Source organism: Tianweitania sediminis, from assembly GCF_017813335.1.
Lineage (GTDB): Bacteria > Pseudomonadota > Alphaproteobacteria > Rhizobiales > Rhizobiaceae > Tianweitania > Tianweitania sediminis.
Window position 1 is genome coordinate 721324 of sequence record NZ_JAGIYY010000001.1, and the last position, 19278, is coordinate 740601.

The window sequence follows — 19278 nt, forward strand, 5'->3', positions numbered from 1 at the left end:
TCACAGGGGGGGAGCATTGCCGCCATCTGCGCTCCACAGCACCTCTGGCTGCGACAGCGGTGCCATGCCGCCAAGTTCTGTTGCAAATCCGTACTGCCGGAATTCCCAGGGCGCGGACATGGCTGGCGAAATGAGCCGACCTCCTGCCGTCAGCTAGAACCCACACGGTGCCGACGAGTGCAACAACAGCGCCCACAGGACACTTACCTGACAACGTGATTCCCGGTGCCATTGGCGGCTTCACTACCTCTAGGGAAGAACCCTTGCTTCCTTCAACTGCCGGAACAGTCCGTCAAACATCTCTTCGGTGTCTTCGCAGTCATGGAAGCCGTGCTTTCGCGCTTTGATCGTCGACATGATCGAATGCTGCGGGATGGTTGTGCCATGGCGGAAAGTGAAGTCCATGAATTGCCAGTTCGCCACGATTTCCTCATAGCGGTAAGGCTTCAGCCCGTACTTGGCGACAATGCGATCCCAAACGGGACCCTTGTCGGCCATAACCGTTGCCAGCGAAAACGAATGTGCCACGCCGGGCTCTACGCCGAAGTGGCGTGCCGTCAGCGGCCAGATATTCGCCCAGGAGAAGCAGTCGCCGTTCGTGATGTTGTAGGTTTCGCCGGCCGCGCGGGCTTCCCGTCCCGCCCAGTCGATTGCCCGTGCGAGCAGGTCCGCATCGGTCGCTTCCTGGAAGCAGGCTGGGCCGCCCGGAAACCGGAGCGGCTGGTTCATCTCTCGACAAATCGCGGCATAAACACCCAGCGCCGTCACCGCATTCATGGGGTTTCCAAGCGCGAAGCCACAAACGATCTGTGGCCTCAGGATCGTGAAAGCATATCCCATGGAGTGACTGCGTTCACGCAAAAGATCTTCTTGATCGTAATAGAAGTTCGACGCGATGAAGCGCGGGTCGCTCTCCTTGGCAGGGATCTTATAGGTCCCGTGATGAATGCCGTAGGCCTTTGTGCCCTGGAGCAGCGTGATGTGGCTGACTTCCTGGCCGCTCGCCTCGAGTGCGTCGAGTAGGTTGTTCAGCATCACGACATTTGCGTTGATCTGGGTCGTTGCGTTCCATCCTTTAACGAGCCCGGCCTCTTCATGGAGTGCAGCGTAGACCACGTGGGTGATCTTGCCTGCGTCTGCGAAGCTCTGGCGAAGGGCCTCAGGAACTTGCAGGTCGGCGGCCATCCAATCAGCGCTTGTCTCGAAGTCCGGCTTGCGTCGAGAAAGTCCGATTGTTCGCACGTCGCGGTCACCCGAAAACCGTTCAAGTGCAGCGCGCCCCACCACACCCAGCGCACCGACGATCAGAACAGTCTTCGGAGCCATGGTGCCTCAAGCCTCGTGTTCGAGCCGCAAACCGGCGGTAGGCCAGTCCGCCGTCATCAGCTTGCCCGTGGATGACATCGTCACATAAGCGGTGCGCATGTCTGATCCGCCGAAACAGATGTTTGTTGCGAAAGGATCGGGCGTCTTGATCGCCTCGATTTTGCTGCCATCTGGCGAAACAACGGTTATCGCGCCGCTGTAGATCGTGGCCACGCAGATGTTTCCGGCTGCATCGACGGCGAGCGAGTCGAATCCCTGGTAGCCACCCAGTCCAGCGACAAACCGCCCGCCGTTAGGCGACTGCGGCCACGGAAGTAGTTCCAACTGGCCAGGGCTGGCGATCGTAAACGCCCAAAGCCGGCAGGTGAATGTCTCCGCCACATAAAGTGTGGCGCCATCGGGCGATAGACCCACCCCGTTGGGGCTCATGATGGGATAAACAACCTCGCGGATGAAGGAGCCATCGGCCTTTGCGTAGCAGACGGTCCCGCGGTCCATATCCCGCGGCCGAATCTTTCCATGATCGGTGAAATAGAAGCCGCCATGGGCATCAAACACGAGGTCGTTCGGGCCCTTCAACGGGGCTTTGTCGGACGCTGTATAAAGGACCTTCAATTCGCCTGTTTTGAGGTCGAGGCGCTCGATGCGCCCTCCCGAATAATCGGTCGCCTGACCATGCGGGCGCAGACCAGTCTCGTCCGTTTCATGCCAGTTAAAGCCGCCGTTGTTGCAGATGTAGAGAGCGCCGTCCGGTCCGACCGCGGCGCCATTCGGTCCGCCGTCAAGTTGAGCGACTACCTCAGTACGGCCGTCTGGATGGCACCGCGTGACAGCGCGGCGGGCAACCTCCACCAGGATCACCGAGCCGTCCTTCATCACGACAGGTCCCTCGGGAAAACGCAGCCCCTCAGCCATCGTCTTGAAAAGAACCTCTCCCATGTCTTCCTCCCTTGCCTGCTGAGTTGCGGCTATTCCAGATGGCGTGTGTTCGCGAAGGACAGGCTCGCGAACGAGAAATCCATCGACGTTTCAACATCGATGACGAAGGGGCGCCCCGTTGCCGCCACCGCTTCTTGGGCTTCGGCCAAGGCTTCAACAAGTCCCACTGCCCCTGTCACCTTGCGGCCGCCGCATCCCATCCCGCGCGCAATCGCTGCGTAGTCGAATTCTTCGAAGCTCGTGGCGAAGGGACCGCGGGAATGTTGAGACCACCCGAGTGCATGATTGTTCATCACCACCGCGATGATCGGCGCCTGCGCTTCAATAGCCGTCATCAAGCCGTTCATGGTCATCGAGAAGCCGCCGTCGCCGGCAAACGCAACAACGGTGGTTTGCGGGTTGAGGAGCTTCTGCGCCACGGCGGAAGGGATGGCATATCCCATCGGCCCCGCACCCGCTGGCTGGGAGAAACGACCTGTTCCGCGGGCTTGGAAGTAGTGCATCATGAAGATGCGGTTTTCCCCCGCGTCGCAGGTGAAGATCGTATCGGGCGGCAGATGCGCTTGAAGCGCCGAAATGATCTCCGGCGCGTGCATGGCACCCGGTTGCGTTGACTTCGGGTATGCCACGGCGCGAGGAGCCGTCGTGGAAAACCAGTTGCCGCTTTCTCGCTCGTCGGGGACGGCCAGTGCGAGTTGCTGCAAGATTGTGCCTGCATCTCCGGCGAGAGTGTGATCGACGGGCAGCGTCCAAGACAGGTTGCGGGGTTCGATGTCGATCTGCACGATAACCTGCCTTGACGGGTCCACGAGTGCAGGATCAGCGCCAACCGTGTCTGAAGCCGACAGCTTTGTTCCCACCGCTAGAACAAGATCGGCTTGCCCAAGGGCGCGGTGTGCTGTTGGATTCCCGTAGGCGCCGATTGTGCCTGCGGACAAGGGTGACGCCTCGTTGAAGACACCCTTTCCGGCCGGCGATGTGACAACAACAGCGCCCCACGCATTGGCGAAGGCCTCCAGCGCCTGTTCGGCACCTCCAAGTCGCACCCCGTTACCGGCAATGACCAACGGCCGCTTTGCCTTTGTTAAGGCCTGGAGCGCCTTGTCCATGGGAGGCACTGCTGGCTCCGCGCGCGCGACAAAGGGCGGGGCTGGGTAGATACGCGGCAAAGCGTCGCCGCCGGCCATTCCTGAAAGCGCGCGCGCTCCGTAGATAACCGCAACCGGCCCGGGCTGACCGGTTAATGCATGCTTCAGCGCCAGTTGAGTTGCGATAACGGCAGGGTTGGGCTCATCGGCAGAAAAGACTTCCTTTGCGACGCCACGGAACGCGGCCCGAGCGTCCCAGCCGCCATATTCGCCGGTGCCCGATTGATAAGGAGCATGCAGCGAGAAGGGCGGTGTATCGGTGAAATCCGTCATCAGAAGGAGTGGTGAAGAAGAAAGGCGCGCCTCGATGGTTCCGACCATCCCGTTTCCGAGGATCCAGGGTCCTTGGCCAAGCAGGACACCGGGCACTCCAGTCATGCGGCCGACGGTCTCTGCCATGATCGCGCCGAGGCTCTCCTCCCGCACGAGCACCGTTTGAATGGCGTCCTGCCGCTTTTCCAAAGCACCGAAGATCTTTCCCGTGTGGCCGCCGGACAATCCGAAAACGTAGCGAACGCCCGCCGCCACAAGCACATCTACGATGGCATCGGGAGAAGGCACGGGATCCGGGTACTGCGGCGAATACGACATGGGCGTGGCTGTCCGTTCAGAGCTTGCGGAGGTTGGCGATGATCTCGTCAGAGCTGCCCGCAATGTCGGCTTGCATGGCTGCTCGGGCTGCTTCGGGGTCGCGTGCCCGAAATGCTTTCAGCATGAGCACATGGCTGTGCTTTGCTTCGTCTGCCCCGCTTTTCGGCATCTCGCGGCGTGCGTACAGGGCGTTCAGAAGAGGCCCCATTTGCAGCCATAGCCCTTCGACGATCCTCAGCAGTCTCGGCAAACGCGCTTCCGCACAGACACGCAGATGAAACTCCTGGTTCCAGATCAGTGCCGACTTAAAATCCAATTCCGCCTTGGATCGGACGAGTTGTTCATGCACCTGTTCCAGATGGAGGATCGCGTCCCTGTCGATCTTTTTGGCGGCCTCTGCAGCGCTGACCCCCTCAAGGTTGAGGCGGAGGTCACGCAACTCGACGTAGTCTTCGGCTGTGAGCTCGGCCACTCTGAACGAGCGCCCGGCGATCTGCGTCAGAGCTCCTTCGGCCGCCAGTTGCACAAGCGCCTCGCGCGCGGGCGTCGGACTGATGTTCAACGCCGCAGCGAGATCCCGGATGTTAAGTTTGGCGCCGGGTGGAAAGCGGCCTGTCATCAAACCGCGACGTAGTTCCTTATAGGCCTCGCTGACAAGGTTCACTCGCGCGAGATTGCGCAGACCGTCACCAAATTCTTCTGCGCCTGGATCAAAGTCCGTCTTTGACGCGCTCCAGGCGGCACCTCTTGCACTCGCCATCCAAGGCTCCGCTCTCAGCTTCGACGCGACAGGAATCGCGCAAAGTTCTGCTCGTGTCCAGTTCGTATTTGAAATATCAAATTTCGTATTGAAATATCTCCTTGGCTGTGATTTTCAGAAGACAGGGAGGAATTCAAGATGGACCAGACGCCTCAGATCGCCGGCCAGGAACCAGTCGCCGTGACCCTCGCCGTCTCGCTGAAGCGGCACGGCGTTGAAGTTCTTTTTGGCCAAAGTCTGCCAAGCGCGCTTCATCTTGCTGCGCCGGACTTCGGAATGCTGCAGGTCAACTACCGCACCGAGAACTCGGGCGGTGTGATGGCCGACGGATACGCGCGGATTTCCCGAAAGATCGGAGTCGTGACCGCGCAGAATGGTCCCGCGGCCACGCTCCTCGTTGCGCCCATGGCCGAGGCCCTGAAAGCTTCAGTGCCCCTCCTGGCAATTGTTCAGGAGGTCAATCGCGATCATACGGACAAGAACGCCTTCCAGGAGTTCGACCACTTTGCCCTGTTCTCCTCCTGCGCAAAGTGGGTGCGGCGGATCGATGTCCCGTCGCGGGTCGAGGACTATGTCGATATGGCCGTCACTGCAGCGACCACAGGCCGTCCTGGCCCAGCGGTGCTGCTCTGCCCAGCCGATCTCCTCAACGATCTGCAGCGTCTTGCAGAACCGCGCAGCAGCGAGATGGGTTACTTCCCCTTGGATCGCGTTTGCCCCGATGCTGAGCGTATTCAGGAGGCGGCTCGGCTTCTGGCTGCTGCCGAGCGGCCCGTCGTCATTGCCGGCGGTGGTGTTCATCTGTCCGGTGCAACCGATGAAATCGGCAGACTTCAGGAATTGGCCTGCTTGCCTGTTGGCACAACGAACATGGGCAAAGGCTCCATCGACGAGACGCACGAACTTTCGCTCGGTGTGCTCGCCAATGCTCTGGGATCAAACTCACCCGCGCGGCACTTGAAAGGCTTTCTGGAAGAAGCCGATGTCGTGCTGCTGATCGGCACGCGAACGAACCAGAACGGCACGGACAGCTGGAAGCTCTACCCAAGGGGCGCGACCTTCATCCATCTCGACATCGACGGAATGGAGGTCGGGCGCAATTATGAAGCCGAACGGCTCGTCGGCGATGCCAAGCTTGGTTTGCAGGCGCTGATCCGGGCATTGGAAGAAACAGGTTTAGAGTCTCGACGCAGCCGCCGGGCCTCAGTCGTGCGGGACATTGCCGCCCGCCGTGAGAAGGGTCGCCAAGAGGCGAGCAGCGTCACGGCTTCCTCGTCGCAGCCGCTACGGCCCGAGGCGCTGATGGCCGAGTTGGATCTTGTTCTGCAGCCTGATGACATCGTCGCCGCGGATGCCAGCTACTCCTCGCTTTGGGTTCTGAACTTCCTGACGGCAAAGAGGGCGGGGCAGCGGTTCTTGACTCCACGCGGGATCGCCGGGCTGGGCTGGGGGCTACCGCTCGCGCTGGGCGCCAAAGTTGCTGCCATGAACCGCCGGGTTGTCGCAGTAGTGGGCGACGGTGGCTTCGCGCATACATGGCAGGAGTTGGAAACCGCTCGACGCATGGGGCTGCCTGTCACGGTGATCGTGCTGAACAACGGTATTCTCGGTTTCCAGAAGCACGCGGAACTCGTGAAGTTTGGTGCGCACACCGTAGCGATCGATTTCGCGCCGGTGGACCATGCGGCCATCGCGCAGGCTACCGGCTGCAAGGGAGTTCGGATCGAGACCCGCGAAGAATTCGCTCAGGCGCTTCGCGAAGCGCTTTCTTCCGAAACCGCAACCGTGCTGGATGTTATCACTTCGGCGGATGCATACCCGCCTATCTCGGTCTTCGAAAACAAACTCTGAAGGCCGGGAGCGCTCGCGTGGAGATCTTGATCCAGCTCGTTCTATCCGGAATTCTGCTCGGCGGCGTTTATGCCCTTGCAGCTCTGGGTTTGAACCTCATCTTCGGCGTGGCGAAGATCATCAATTTCGCCCATGGCGAGTTTCTGATGCTCGGCATGTACGCCGGCTTCTGGCTGATGACGCTGACCGGCATCAACCCCTACTATGGCGCGCCGTTGATCGCCGTCGCCTTCTTCATCCTCGGAGCTCTCTTCTACACGGGGGTAATGCGGTTCACCATCTACAAGCCTGAACTGACTCAGGTGTTCGTCACGCTGGGCTTGTCGATCGCGCTGCAGAACCTCGCCCTGATGTTCTGGCAGGCCGATTACCGCACCATTCAAACCATGCCTCCGGGGTATGCTTCGCTCATGGTCGGCAACATCAACCTGCCAACCGACCGTGTCATCGCCTTCGGCTTCGCCGTGGCCATTTTGACCGCGATCATCGTATTCCTGAAAACCACCTTCACAGGACGCGCCATCGAAGCGGTTTCGCAGGACCTCATGTCAGCGCGTCTGATGGGGATCTCGCCTCAGAAGATCTTTCTCCTGACCTTCGGGCTTGGCATCGCCATCACAGGTGTAGCAGGCGGCGTTCTCATTCCCTCCTTCTATGCGTTTCCATCCGTTGGCTCCTTCTTCGTGTTGGTTGCTTTCGTGGTTGTCGTGCTTGGCGGACTTGGGAGCGTAACCGGCACAATCGTCGGAGGCCTCACCCTCGGCATAATCGAGACGCTCGTTGGCTACTTCACGCCGGACCTGAAGGAAGCAACTCACTTCGTCCTGTTGATCTTGCTTCTTGCCGTCCGGCCGCACGGGCTGCTGGGCATCAAGGGCGCTGAGAAGGAGACGCTTAAATGAGCCGCCTCTCGGGCTATTTCACCTGGAAGCGTGCCGACCTGGCTTGGGCGCTGCTGCTTCTTGTTTGCACCCTTGGGTTGCCGTTCGCGATTTCAAACGACTACTACGTGAACGTCCTTGTGCTCATGTTTCTCTACGCGGGCATGGCATCGGCTTGGAACATCATTGGCGGAATGGCGGGGCAGTTCTCGCTGGGCCACACCGCCTTTGTCGGCGTCGGCGCTTATACGTCGACGCTTCTTTACAACTACGCCGGCGTCTCACCGTGGATTGGTATGATAGCGGGCGGTTTGATCTCGATGGTCCTCGCCGTGATCATCGCTTTCCCGGCATTTCGGATGCGCGGCGTCTTCTTTGCCATGGCAACATTGGCGTTTGGCGAGACGGTGCGCATCCTGCTCATGGCGTCCCGCAAGTACATCGACGTCCCCTACGGTCTTTCGATCAACTATGAGCCCGGCCTCTCCCGCATGATCTTCGAGGAACGCACCAGCTATGCCTTGCTGACTGGCGGCTTCCTGATTCTGGTGACAATTGCCGCCTTCGTGATCTCACGAAGCTATATCGGCGCATATCTGCGGGCGATCCGCGATAGCGAGGAAGCGGCGGTCGCCTCGGGCATTGCCATGCGGCGCTACAAGATGATTGCTCTGCTGATCTCCGCCTTTTTTACGTCGATTGGCGGAACGCTGCTGGCTCAGTACGTCCTTTACATTGAGCCCACATCCGTCTTCAACATGGCCATTTCTGTGGACCTGCCGCTGATGGCGCTGCTTGGCGGAATCGGAACCATTGCCGGGCCGATCATCGGAACGGCCATCGCGCTCCCGCTCCGGGACATCCTGCTCGAAACCTTCGGGCAATCCGCACCTGGCTTGCATCTTGTCATTTACGGCATCGCGCTCATCGTGATCGTCATCCTGCTCCCGAACGGGCTGATCGGCGGGGTTCGCTCGCTGCGTAACCGGTTCACTTCCAAGCCGAAGCCTCAGCCAGTTCCAGAGACAGCGCCATGATGCTTCAGGTGTCTTCGCTCACGATGCGCTTCGGCGGCTTGATTGCCGTAAACGACGTCGACATGACCGTCAGTCAAGGTGAGATCCTCGGGCTGATTGGACCCAATGGAGCCGGGAAAACCACGCTGTTCAACGTTGTCGCCGGGGTGTTTGCACCCTCCAGCGGCACGGTGACATTTGACGGCACCCGGATCGAAGGCCGTAGTCCCGATGCCACCTGCCACCTGGGCCTGGCGCGCACCTTCCAAATCCCGCAGGTCTTCCATTCCATGACCGTCGAGGAGTCCATTGCGGTAGGAGCCTTTCTCCGGCACCGCGACATGGCTTCCGCATACAAATATGCGCGCGCGGTTGGGGCACGGGTGGGCCTTGGGGGGCGTTTGAGCGCACCCACTGACACCTTGACCACTGCCGAACGCAAGCGGCTCGAAGTCGCCCGCGCCCTCGCGACCGAGCCCAAGATGATCCTGCTCGATGAGGTAATGGCGGGGCTGAACTTCACCGAAGTCAACAGGATGCTGGAACTGGTCTCCCAGCTCCGCTCGGATGGCATGACTGTTCTTTTTGTGGAGCATAACCTGCATGCGGTCATGAAGATCTGCGACCGCATCGTCGTTCTCGACCATGGCGTCAAAATAGCCGATGGCTTGCCGAAGGACGTGATGAACAACCCGGACGTGGTGCGGGCCTACCTTGGCACGGCCGCCAACGGCCAAGAGGAAACTGCCGATGCTTGAGGTCAGCAACCTTCATGCCGGCTACGGAGACGCAGAAGTCCTATTCGGTGTCGATCTGAAAGTGCAGCCGGGGGAGATCGTTGCCATCGTTGGCTCCAACGGTGCCGGTAAAACAACGCTGCTCCGCGCAGTGTCAGGAATCCTGAAGCCGACCTCGGGAAGCATCCGCTTCAAGGGCAAGGAAATGGTTGGCAAGCCGACCCATGAGATGGTGGAACAGGGCCTGATCATGGTGCCTGAAGGGCGCCGTCTTTTTCCACGGATGTCGGTGCGCCGGAACCTGGAGATTGGCGCCTATTCCAAGCGCGCCAGACCCCATCTGACGGAGCGCCTGGAATATGTCTATGAACTCTTTCCGATTTTGAAGGAAAGAGCTGAGCAGCTTGGCGGTACCCTTTCAGGGGGCCAACAACAGATGTGCGCAATTGCGCGCGGGTTGGTAGCAACGCCTGAAGTCCTGATGCTCGACGAGGTCTCCCTCGGTTTGGCTCCGGTGATGATCTCGAGGGTGTACGACGCAATCCGTACCATCCGTGACCTTGGCGTCACGCTGCTGCTGGTCGAACAAAATGTCAATCAGGCCCTGTCGATCGCCGATCGAGCCTACGTCATCCAGCAGGGCCAGATCGCGTTGTCCGGGACGGGCGCGGAGTTGCAGGGTAATGAGGAGGTGCGTCGCATCTACCTTGGACTGAGTTCAACGGAGGAGTAATGCAATGACCATCGACAGACGAACTTTCGGAAAACTGGTCGCCGCCACAGCAGGCGCATCCGCAATCTCCATGCCCTTTGTTCGCACGGCAAGTGCGGATGAAGTCGCCAAGCTTGGCGTTCTTTTGCCGCTGTCCGGCCCCCTCGCGTCGCTCGGCAACGATGTGATGCGCGGGTTCGAACTTGCGAAGAACCTGGTGAACGAAGAAGGCGGCGTATTTGGAAAGCCGGCGGAACTGGTTGTGGTCGACGTCCCGTCCTCTACCGAGGCGACGTCTCAGGCGACGCGCTTGATCACTTCGGAACGCGTGAAGGTGATCATGGGCTCTTACGCCTCCTCGATCTCTTTTGCCGCTAGTCAGGTCGCCGAGCGGAATAAGGTCATCTACTTCGAACAGGGTGCCGTTGCCAACGACATCACCTCACGCGGCTTCAAACATCTGTTTCGGTTCATCTATCCAGCCTCGGAGCTGGGCGGCGGCGCGGCCAAGTTCATGCTGGAGACCGTTGCACCGCAACTCGGCATCGAGAACAGCGCGCTGAAGGTTGCACTTCTCTACGAAGACAGCTCCTACGGCACGGCAGTGGGCGAAAGCGCTCGTGCGGTGCTAGCTGAAGCAGGCGTGAACGTGGTGGATGCCACGTCCTACAGCTACAAGACCACCGATCTCTCTTCGATGGTGCAGCGGTACAAGCAGTTGCAGCCCGATGTGCTGATCGTTTGCCAGTACACGCCTGATGGCATCCTGTTTTGGCGCCAAGCTCGCGAAGCAGGGCTTGCCGTCAAGGCGATGATAGGCAACGGCGGCGCGCACAACGTCAACGAGTTCGCCGAAGCTCTTGGGGATGACGTCAACGGCATCTTCAACGCAGGCACCTCGGTGTACATCGACAAGGACGGCCTTGTTCCTGAAACCGCTGCTTTGTTTGAACGCTTTCACACGGAGCACGAGAAACGCTACGATGGCCGTAAGCCGTCCGCGCACACCGGCATGGGCTTCAACGCCATGTGGACGGTGCTCAAGGACATCCTTCCGGCAGCTGGTTCCATGGACACACAGGCGATCCGCGACGCTGCGCTCGCCCTGGACAAGCCTGTTGGCTCCACCATTGTCGGCTGGGGCGTGAAGTTCGACCCTGAGACCCAGAACAACACGCGCGCTTTCCCGACCTACGATCAGTGGCAAGGCAAGACCATCAAAACTGTGGCACCTGAACGGTTCGCGATTGCAGAAGTGAAGGCCATTCCTTTGCCGACGTGGGGCAAGCGCGGCGACATTTGACGGCTTGAACATCTGACCGGGGGTGATCCCCCGGTCATCACCTCGCAACTTGCCAGGAACAGGTATGCTCGCGCTGAGGAAAACAGCACCCGCGCCCGGTCTCGAACTGCTTAACACTTCGCAGCCGGACAAATTGGCGGAGAACGAAGTCATGATCGCCGTGGCTGCCGCCGGTGTTTGCGGATCGGATCTTCACGTCGACGACTGGTCTGCGGGCTATGAGTTCATGGTCCCGCTGTTGCCGGTCACCCTCGGACACGAGTTTTCTGGACGTGTTGTGGCGGTGGGCTCCGCCGTACGCTCCGTCTCGGTTGGACAGCGTGTAACGGCTTGGCCATCGGCGCCATGTGGTGTCTGCCGTGCCTGCAAAACTGGACGCCCCCAGAACTGCTCGGACAAGCGAACTGTTGGTCTTTATCGAGACGGCGCCTTTGCCACCCATACAGTAGCGCGGGAAAGCGGCGTTTTCCCGCTTCCGGAGTCAGTGGACTTCGAACTTGCAGCGCTTGTCGAGCCGCTGTGCGTCGGCGCCCGCGCCGTTAACGTAGGCGAGATCCGGCAGGGCCAGAAAGTTGTCGTTCTCGGCCCTGGTACGATCGGACAGGCCATTGCGCTGTTTGCCCGGTTGTCGGGCGCAATCAGCGTGGCAGTTGCGGGCTTCGACGATGGGTCCAGACTGTCGGTGCTCAACAAGCTTGGCTTCGAAGACACGTTCGATCTCGCGGAAGCAGGATCGGCCGACGAACTGTTTCAGCGCTTCGGAAACGCAGACGCCGTATTCGAAGCAACAGGACACGCATCGAGCATCGCGGACGGACTGCGTCTCCTGCGAAACGAGGGTACCCTTGTTCTGACTGGTATCCACGCCGAACCAACCACGATCAACCTTCTTGAGATCGTCAGACGCAAGCTGCAGATCCGAGGAAGCCATGGCTCGCGGCGCGAAGACTGGGCTCGCGTGATCGACACGCTCGAGCATCGCGGCGAGGAGTTCAGGGGCATGATCACCCACCGCTTGCCGTTGTCGCGCGCGCTCGAGGGCTTCGCCCTGGCCAGGGAGCGCAGCGCATCCAAGGTCCTCATTCTTCCTGATGAAAGGGAAGCGCAATCATGAGCAAGGTCGAAAAGCCGGGCCGCGTTGCCTTTGTCACCGGTGCCGCGCGCGGCATCGGGGCGGCGCTGGCGGAACGCCTTGCGCGGGATGGTCTGCGGGTGATTGCTGCCGACGTTCTCGGAAGCGTGGACGAGACAGCCGCAACACTGCGGTCCAGCGGGCTGGCTGTGGAAGCAGCCCGGATCGATCTTGGCGATCTGCCTGCCCTCGAACCCTTCATGCGTGACCTGATCGACCGCGTGGGCCGGATTGATGTCTTGGTCAACAACGCCGGTATCTCGCCCAAGCATGAAGGGATCCGGGCGGCCGTTGATGAAACCGAACTCGGTGAGTGGCAGCGCGTAATCGATATCAATCTCACCGCCTGCTTTCTGCTCGTTAAGGCCAGCCTCCCTTCCATGAAGGCCAACAAATGGGGCCGGATCGTCAACATGGCCTCGCAGGCCGGCAGGACGAAGTCCATGGTTGCAGGCTCCCATTACGCCGCTTCCAAGGCCGGCCTCATTGGCTTCACGCGCACCTTGGCGGGAGAAGTCGGACCCTTCGGGATCACCGCCAACTGCATCGCTCCGGGGCGGATCGATACGCCCATGGCGTCCGAAGCGGGAAGCGAGGTCAATGCCCGCTACGTGAGCACGATACCGGTGGGACGCATCGGCACGCCGGATGATGTTGGCGCCGCCGTTTCTTACCTTGCGTCTGACGCTGCGGGTTTCGTGACTGGGGTCTGCCTGGACCTCAACGGCGGCCACTTCATGGCTTAAGGACCAGAGTATGACAGCAACAATGAAGCACGTAGTGCTAAAGGCGCCTGGCCCGGCAACCAACATGTATGTGGCGGAAGGTCCTCGACCACAGCCTGGCCCAGGCGAGGTGCTCATCAAGGTTCGTGCCGCTGGGGTCAACCGTCCTGACATCAGCCAGAGGCTGGGAAACTACCCACCGCCAGCAGGTGTGACGGAGATCATGGGCTTGGAGGTCGCCGGTGAGGTCGAGCAGGTCGGCGACGGCGTGGACGCATGGCAGCCTGGCGATAAAGTCTGCGCCCTGGTGGCAGGTGGTGGCTACGCCGAGTATGTCGCGGCCCCGGCCCCCCAGGTCCTGCGCGTTCCAAATGGCATGGACTTCACTACAGCGGCAGCGATTCCAGAAACCTACTTCACCGTTTGGACCAACGTCTTCCAGTCCGGCGCACTGAAGCCGGGTGAAAGCATCCTGGTTCATGGCGGAGCATCAGGAATCGGCACGACCGCGATCCGCTTGGCACATGCGCTTGGATCGAGGGTTTATGCCACCGTCAGTTCTGGGGAAAAGGCGGCAGTCTGTCGTTCTCTCGGCGCCACGGAAGCCATCGACTACCATCAGGAAAAATTCGCGGACCGTATCCTGGAGCTGACCGGAGGGGGCGGCGTCGATGTTATCCTGGACATGCGCGGGGGCCCCTTCTTTGCGGAGAACATGCGTGCAATCGCGACCCGCGGGCGCATCGTCCATATCGCGTCTCTCGCGGGGCGCGAGGTCACGCTCGACATACCAACTCTCATGCGCAAGCGAGTAACGGTGACCGGGTCGACCCTTCGCGCTCGTTCTGTCGAAGAGAAGGGGGAAATCGCATGCGAATTGCGCGACCGCGTATGGCCGCTGTTCGACGCAGGCACGATTGCTCCCGAAATTTTCCGTGTCATGCCCATGAGCGAGGTGATCGCGGCTCACGAATTGGTTGAGTCAAACACGCATATCGGAAAGGTCGTACTGGCGATGTGAGAGGCGCCAGCGTTTTGGGTGATCGTCTCCCTCGGGGATCCGTTCACCCCGCATAAGAGGCCGGCAGCAACCGCGGGCCAAACAAAGGGAGTGAGATCATGTTTAGACGTACATTCGTCGGCGCGGCGTTCGCGATAGTTGCCGCTGCTGCTTTCGCGGTTCCTGCCGGAGCACAAGAATGGCCGGATCGGGAGATTACCCTGATTGTCAACTATGGCGCGGGCGGCGTCACTGATGTGACGGTACGCGCGCTTGCAAGCGAAGCTTCGAAGATCCTGAACGTCCCGATCCAAGTGGTGAATCGACCCGGCGGACAAGGAACAGCAGGTCCGACCTACTTAGCGGCTCAGAAGCCGGACGGCTACACGATCGGCGTCACGAGCTTCGCACCGCTCGCAATCAACCCGCACATGATGGACGTTTCCTACAAGATCGACGACTTCGACTACCTCGGCGGTTTCGGTCGTTTCCGCTACGGGATCGCTGTCGCTGCGAACTCGGACATCACGTCGATGGAGGAGCTTATCGCCGCAGCAAAGGCCCGCCGGGTAACCTTCTCCGCGTCTGGTCCGCCAAACAACCTGGCGCTGTCGAAGCTTGGCAAGAGCCTTGGGGCCCAGTTTCAGTTCGTACCTTTCCCATCCGGTGCGGAATCTGTGACGGCCGCTTTGGGCGGTCATGTCGATGCCGTGGTTCAAACGCCAACGGAAATGTTGGCACTGATCGAAGCCGGAAAGCTTCGTGTGCTTGCGTCTGCAAGTCCAGTTCGCTGGACGGAGAAGCCGGACGTGCCGACCTTGATCGACCTCGGCTATGACGTGTCCATCGATTCTTGGGTTGGTCTCGCCGGCCCGTCCGGGATCGATCCTGCGAGACTCGAGGTCCTACGCAAGGCTTTCGCCGATGCCGCCAAGAGCCCTGAAGTCGCCGCAGCATTCCAGAAGCTCGGCATGTCTGCGGATTACATGAGCGGGGCTGACTACAAAGCGTTCCTGGAGAAGGGAACGGAGGCCATAAAGCTGGACTTGATCGAAGCTGGCCTCATCAAAAAGAACTAGGCGAATGATTGCCTTGCGCAAACGCCTGGTCCCGCTCGCCACGCTTCTTGCCGTGGCGGGCGCATGGGCAGTGGCCGGATCACTGGACCTGTGGACCATCGATGGTCCTGGTCCCGGCCTCTTGCCGAAAATCGCGTTGATGGTCACGGCAATCGTCGCGTTGATCCTCTTGATCCGTCCCGACCCAGTTCCGGAAAGCGAAACAGAGGAAGTCGAGCGGTATCCTCGAAGCTTTGTTGTCTACAGCCTCGCCTGTGCGTTCATAGCTGTTTCCGTGCCTTGGCTGGGTTTTGTGCTGCCAGGTCTTGTCTGTGTTTGCGCCATTCTGCGCTTTGCAGAAGACAGATCCTGGTTCGTTTCTCTCGGCTATGCTGTCGCGCTGCTGGCAGTAATCGTGCTGCTCTTTGGAACACTGCTGAACGTTCAGTTCCCCGATGGACCGCTCGAGGACGTTCTCCAGTCGAACGGGCTGCTTTGAACATGTTGGATGGTCTGCTTCAAGGCTTCGCGGTCCTCTTGACCTTCGAGAATCTGGCTTTCTGTCTCCTTGGTGCTTTCCTCGGCACCATCGTAGGAGTGCTTCCAGGTCTCGGTCCCACGGCCACGATCGCCCTGCTCTTGCCGATCTCTCTTAAGATGGACGTGACGGGGGCGATCATCCTGCTTTCGGGCATCTACTACGGCGTAGCCTATGGTGGCACGATCACGTCCGTGCTGATGCGGATCCCAGGTGAAGCCTCGTCTGTGGTGACTTGCCTGGACGGTTACGAGATGGCGCGCAAGGGACGAGCCGGCGCGGCCCTGGGCATCGCAGCGATCGGCTCCTTCGTGGCAGGCACCTTTGGCATCCTCGGCATCACCTTGATCGCACCGCTTTTAGCGGAGGTCGTGCTGTCCTTTGGACCGGCCGAATACGCGGCCATGATGTTCGCCGGCCTTTGCCTCATCATGTTCTTCGCACAGTCTGGCGTCTTGAAGGCCCTCCTGATGGCCGCGATCGGCCTGACCCTCGGCACAATCGGGCTGGATCCGATTTCAAGTACCCCGCGGCTGACATTTGGACTGACGGACCTGATCGATGGCATCGATATCGCCACACTGGCGATCGGTCTTTTCGGTATTTCCGAATTGCTCATGCTCGCGCGCAACAGGCCTGACAGCGGCGCGGTTCTCACCCCGCCGAACCGCCTTTTCGCCTTTCTTCCGAACCGGGAAGAAAGCCGGCGTAGCGTCATGCCCATTGCCCGTGGCTCGGTGCTCGGTTTTCTTGTCGGCCTTTTGCCTGGTGGTGGAGCGGTTCTCGCGTCCTTTCTTTCTTACGCAATCGAGCGCAAGCTTTCCAAGCACCCGGAGGAGTTTGGCCGTGGTGCCGTGGAGGGACTCGCAGGCCCTGAAGCCGCAAACAATTCCGGCACCGCCGGCGCCTTTGTGCCGATGCTGACCTTGGGGATCCCGTCCAATGCCGTGACGGCTCTTCTCCTTGGCGCCTTTCTGATCCACGGCGTCGTTCCCGGGCCGCTCATCATGGAACAGCATCCTGAGGTCTTCTGGGGCGTGATTGCTTCCATGTATGTCGGGAACGTCATCCTTGTTCTGTTGAACGTGCCGCTGATTGGCTTGTTTGTGAGAGCGCTGGATGTGCCGCGCGCTTATCTTGCGACCATGATTCTGATGGTCTGCGTCATCGGCGTCTATTCGTCGAACCTGGCGCCCTTCGACATTGCGCTAACCATCGCCTTCGGTTTCGTCGGTTACGCCTTTCGACGCGCCAACTATGACCTTGCCCCGCTGATCCTCGCCTTTGTTCTGGGGCCTACCTTTGAACGATCCCTTCGCCAACTCCTGCTCATCGAGGACGGTGATCTGATCGGCGGCCTTTGGAACAGCCCAATCGCGCTAACTCTCGTCACACTCGGTGTTGTTCTCTTGGTGAGCGGTCTTGCCGGCCTGGGCCGGAGCTATTCGCATGAGGACTGACGGTTGAATGGCGAGTGCAGCCAGCCGGCTGAAGCTTTCACTGGTGCAGATAGCGCGTATCAATCGCTTGTAGCGACGTGCTGCCGCAGAAGCTGATCAGCAAAAGCAAGGCAGCTTGCTCATTCCCATCACCATTAACTGCCTTCCGCTTTGGGGCCGAGAGCTGGTGATGGCTTGCGCGTTCAGCCCGCAGGAGCGCTCGTCTCTCGCAAGGCGGCGCAGAAGAATGGCCGGGAATCTTCTCCGGCCATCGCTCAAGGTCCGTTCGAGTTCGCTATTCCGTGTGTTCGGACGCGTGGAAGATCTCGTGGTTCGCTTCGCCTTCCACAATCAGGAAGCCTGCAAGCCCGCGTTCCACCCGCGACAAGGCATGATCCACCAGAACATAGCGGCCGGGTACCTCGGTCTTAAACTCCACGATCGTGGCGCCACCAGCAGGTACCGTCGCCGTTTGCACATCAGTGAGGGGCGGCGAGGTCACAGAACCAAGCTGATAAACCTTGTCGAAGATCTCGCCGATGACGTGGAAGGACGATGTGAAGTTTGGACCGCCGACGCCGAAGTAGATTCGAACAGTTTCACCCACCTGCGCCTTGAGCGGGAAGTGCTCCGTGAGCGCGCCGACATGGCCGTTGAGCACGAAATATTCCGGCCGCTCGTTCAGCAGCTTCTCGTAGCTTTCGGTTAGCAGGCCCGATGAACCGAAGGTTTCTTCCGTGTAGATCTCGCCCTGCATGACGTAGAACTCGCGGTCTACAGGCGGCAGGCCTCCTTCGGGCTCCACCAAGATCATGCCGTACATGCCGTTGGCGATGTGCATTGCGACAGGCGGCACAGCGCAATGGTAGACATAGAGGCCCGGATTCAGAGCTTTGAAAGTGAAGCCTTTGGTTTCGCCAGGTGCTGCTGTGGTGGCTTCCGCACCGCCTCCGGGTCCGGTCACGGCGTGGAAGTCGACGTTGTGCATCATGGAGCTGTCTTCGGCGTTCTTCAGTGTCACCTCGACGATGTCACCGACCCGCACGCGAACGAAGGGTCCCGGCACGGTGCCGTTGAAGGTCCAGTAGCGGAAGGTGGTGCGACCATCGAGCCGTGCTTCCAGTTCAACCGTCTCGAGCTCGACCTTTACAGTTTCTGGCTGCTTGCGCGTGATGGGGCCCGGAATGTCGGTCGGGTTCTTGCCGATATCCGTCAGGCCGTCCACAACCTGGTAGATGCGGTTGCTGAGGCTGCCGCCGGGCGAGGGCATTGCGTTGGCGCCGTGTGCGCCATGGCTGTGCTGTGCCGCAGCCGAGGACGTGCCGGCGGCCAGAACGGCACCCGCGACGGCGAGGCCGGCTGTTCCCCGCAGGAGATTGCGCCGAGAAATGTCGACGTGTTCGCCGTCCACGGCATGTTGGATGCTGTCCATGGTCTCATTTACTTTCTGGATTGGAAGGACGCGGGGCCGAAGCCCCTTATTACTGGGCTGCCTGCGCCAGTAGCTCGGCCATCTTGGTCTTGGCCTTGCCAGGATGCTTCACAGCCTGAGCTTCTTCGGATGCGGTTGCTTCGCCGGCCTTGATCAGGGCCACCATACCCATTCCATAGTGCGGCGTGCACTTCACGCCCCAGATGCCTTCCTTGTCGAGCGTGACCTTCAGCTCTTCGTTGATCTTGCCCTTGAACGGCTCGGCGCCTTCTGGCGTCATGCCCTTGATGCTTTCGGCATTGTGTCCCTTGTCGACAACAACGAAGGTCACCGTGTCGCCTGGGGCAGCCTGGACGAAGTCCGGCTCGAACACCATCGCACCCTTCTCGCCCTTGTTAAGCATCTTGACCTGGTGGTCAGCCGCAAAGGCTGGGCCAGTGAAAGCGAGCGCTGCAGCAGCGGCCATGAGGATCACGGGTTTCATGGTTTCTCTTCCTTTTTCGTCCTGCGAACCGCCCAAAGCATCGCGTTCGCGATCGGGCTTGGGGAGTGCATAAGCCCAGCGAGCCGGATGCGGTTTGCGCTGGAACAAGGTTTGCACGCTTTCAGGTATTGCCGTGGCTCATGCCGGGTTCGCAGCAATTCGTTTGCTCCGGCGCAACGAAAGACAGTGGCAAAAGGGCTAATCCC

Annotated in this window: 18 protein-coding genes; 12 read left to right on the forward strand and 6 right to left on the reverse strand. The window is 60.2% G+C overall.

Annotation, left to right across the window (positions count from 1 at the left end; all coding sequences use genetic code 11):
- Positions 1 to 249: 249 nt before the first annotated feature.
- From J5Y06_RS03415 to J5Y06_RS03430, 4 genes are read right to left on the reverse strand one after another with little or no spacing between them, the layout of a single operon-like run.
- Complete coding sequence (locus tag J5Y06_RS03415; RefSeq protein ID WP_209333689.1) at positions 250 to 1326, reverse strand: SDR family oxidoreductase; 1077 nt, start codon at positions 1324 to 1326, stop codon at positions 250 to 252.
- A gap of 6 nt (positions 1327 to 1332) precedes the next feature.
- The gene (locus J5Y06_RS03420; RefSeq protein ID WP_209333690.1) at positions 1333 to 2265 is read right to left on the reverse strand and encodes an SMP-30/gluconolactonase/LRE family protein; all 933 of its coding nucleotides are present in this window, start codon (positions 2263 to 2265) and stop codon (positions 1333 to 1335) included.
- A gap of 29 nt (positions 2266 to 2294) precedes the next feature.
- Entirely contained in the window at positions 2295 to 4004 is a 1710-nt protein-coding gene (locus J5Y06_RS03425) for a thiamine pyrophosphate-binding protein (protein WP_209333691.1), read from the reverse strand.
- A 16-nt stretch (positions 4005 to 4020) separates the two neighbouring features.
- Positions 4021 to 4764 carry a GntR family transcriptional regulator gene (locus J5Y06_RS03430; RefSeq protein ID WP_209333692.1) on the reverse strand — a complete coding sequence of 248 codons (744 nt, stop codon included), beginning with the start codon at positions 4762 to 4764 and terminating at the stop codon, positions 4021 to 4023.
- Positions 4765 to 4902: 138 nt separating this feature from the next.
- Here J5Y06_RS03430 and J5Y06_RS03435 point away from each other — a divergent pair, with 138 nt between their 5' ends.
- The 12 genes from J5Y06_RS03435 to J5Y06_RS03490 all read left to right on the forward strand — a co-directional run bounded on the left by J5Y06_RS03435 (position 4903) and on the right by J5Y06_RS03490 (position 17177).
- Positions 4903 to 6615 carry an acetolactate synthase catalytic subunit gene (locus J5Y06_RS03435; RefSeq protein WP_209333693.1) on the forward strand — a complete coding sequence of 571 codons (1713 nt, stop codon included), beginning with the start codon at positions 4903 to 4905 and terminating at the stop codon, positions 6613 to 6615.
- Between the two features lie 17 nt (positions 6616 to 6632).
- A complete protein-coding gene (locus J5Y06_RS03440; protein WP_209333694.1) occupies positions 6633 to 7517 on the forward strand; it encodes a branched-chain amino acid ABC transporter permease in 885 nt (294 codons plus the stop codon).
- Positions 7514 to 8533 (forward strand): branched-chain amino acid ABC transporter permease, encoded by a 1020-nt coding sequence (locus tag J5Y06_RS03445; RefSeq protein ID WP_209333695.1) that lies wholly within the window; start codon positions 7514 to 7516, stop codon positions 8531 to 8533. The genes J5Y06_RS03440 and J5Y06_RS03445 overlap by 4 nt, the downstream gene beginning before the upstream one ends.
- The gene (locus J5Y06_RS03450) at positions 8530 to 9270 is read left to right on the forward strand and encodes an ABC transporter ATP-binding protein (RefSeq protein WP_342453358.1); all 741 of its coding nucleotides are present in this window, start codon (positions 8530 to 8532) and stop codon (positions 9268 to 9270) included. The genes J5Y06_RS03445 and J5Y06_RS03450 overlap by 4 nt, the downstream gene beginning before the upstream one ends.
- Positions 9263 to 9982 (forward strand): ABC transporter ATP-binding protein, encoded by a 720-nt coding sequence (locus tag J5Y06_RS03455; RefSeq protein ID WP_209333696.1) that lies wholly within the window; start codon positions 9263 to 9265, stop codon positions 9980 to 9982. The genes J5Y06_RS03450 and J5Y06_RS03455 overlap by 8 nt, the downstream gene beginning before the upstream one ends.
- A gap of 4 nt (positions 9983 to 9986) precedes the next feature.
- The gene (locus tag J5Y06_RS03460; RefSeq protein ID WP_209333697.1) at positions 9987 to 11264 is read left to right on the forward strand and encodes an ABC transporter substrate-binding protein; all 1278 of its coding nucleotides are present in this window, start codon (positions 9987 to 9989) and stop codon (positions 11262 to 11264) included.
- 64 nt (positions 11265 to 11328) lie between these two features.
- Positions 11329 to 12378 carry a zinc-dependent alcohol dehydrogenase gene (locus tag J5Y06_RS03465; protein WP_209333698.1) on the forward strand — a complete coding sequence of 350 codons (1050 nt, stop codon included), beginning with the start codon at positions 11329 to 11331 and terminating at the stop codon, positions 12376 to 12378.
- Positions 12375 to 13142, forward strand: coding sequence for an SDR family oxidoreductase (locus J5Y06_RS03470; RefSeq protein ID WP_209333699.1), 768 nt, complete (start codon positions 12375 to 12377; stop codon positions 13140 to 13142). Before J5Y06_RS03465 ends, J5Y06_RS03470 begins: the two co-directional genes overlap by 4 nt.
- Before the next feature lie 22 nt (positions 13143 to 13164).
- Positions 13165 to 14142, forward strand: a complete 978-nt coding sequence (locus J5Y06_RS03475; protein WP_245247540.1) for an NAD(P)H-quinone oxidoreductase — start codon at positions 13165 to 13167, stop codon at positions 14140 to 14142.
- Positions 14143 to 14240: 98 nt separating this feature from the next.
- Positions 14241 to 15200, forward strand: a complete 960-nt coding sequence (locus tag J5Y06_RS03480) for a tripartite tricarboxylate transporter substrate binding protein (protein WP_209333701.1) — start codon at positions 14241 to 14243, stop codon at positions 15198 to 15200.
- Positions 15201 to 15204: 4 nt separating this feature from the next.
- Positions 15205 to 15678 (forward strand): tripartite tricarboxylate transporter TctB family protein, encoded by a 474-nt coding sequence (locus J5Y06_RS03485; protein WP_209333702.1) that lies wholly within the window; start codon positions 15205 to 15207, stop codon positions 15676 to 15678.
- Complete coding sequence (locus tag J5Y06_RS03490) at positions 15675 to 17177, forward strand: tripartite tricarboxylate transporter permease (protein WP_385930904.1); 1503 nt, start codon at positions 15675 to 15677, stop codon at positions 17175 to 17177. Before J5Y06_RS03485 ends, J5Y06_RS03490 begins: the two co-directional genes overlap by 4 nt.
- A 274-nt stretch (positions 17178 to 17451) precedes the next feature.
- On the opposite strand, the gene nirK is transcribed toward J5Y06_RS03490, so the two are convergent.
- Together nirK and J5Y06_RS03500 are read right to left on the reverse strand one after the other, a co-directional pair.
- Complete coding sequence (gene nirK, locus J5Y06_RS03495) at positions 17452 to 18588, reverse strand: copper-containing nitrite reductase (protein WP_209333704.1); 1137 nt, start codon at positions 18586 to 18588, stop codon at positions 17452 to 17454.
- Between the two features lie 49 nt (positions 18589 to 18637).
- Entirely contained in the window at positions 18638 to 19072 is a 435-nt protein-coding gene (locus J5Y06_RS03500) for a pseudoazurin (RefSeq protein WP_209333705.1), read from the reverse strand.
- Positions 19073 to 19278: the final 206 nt, after the last annotated feature.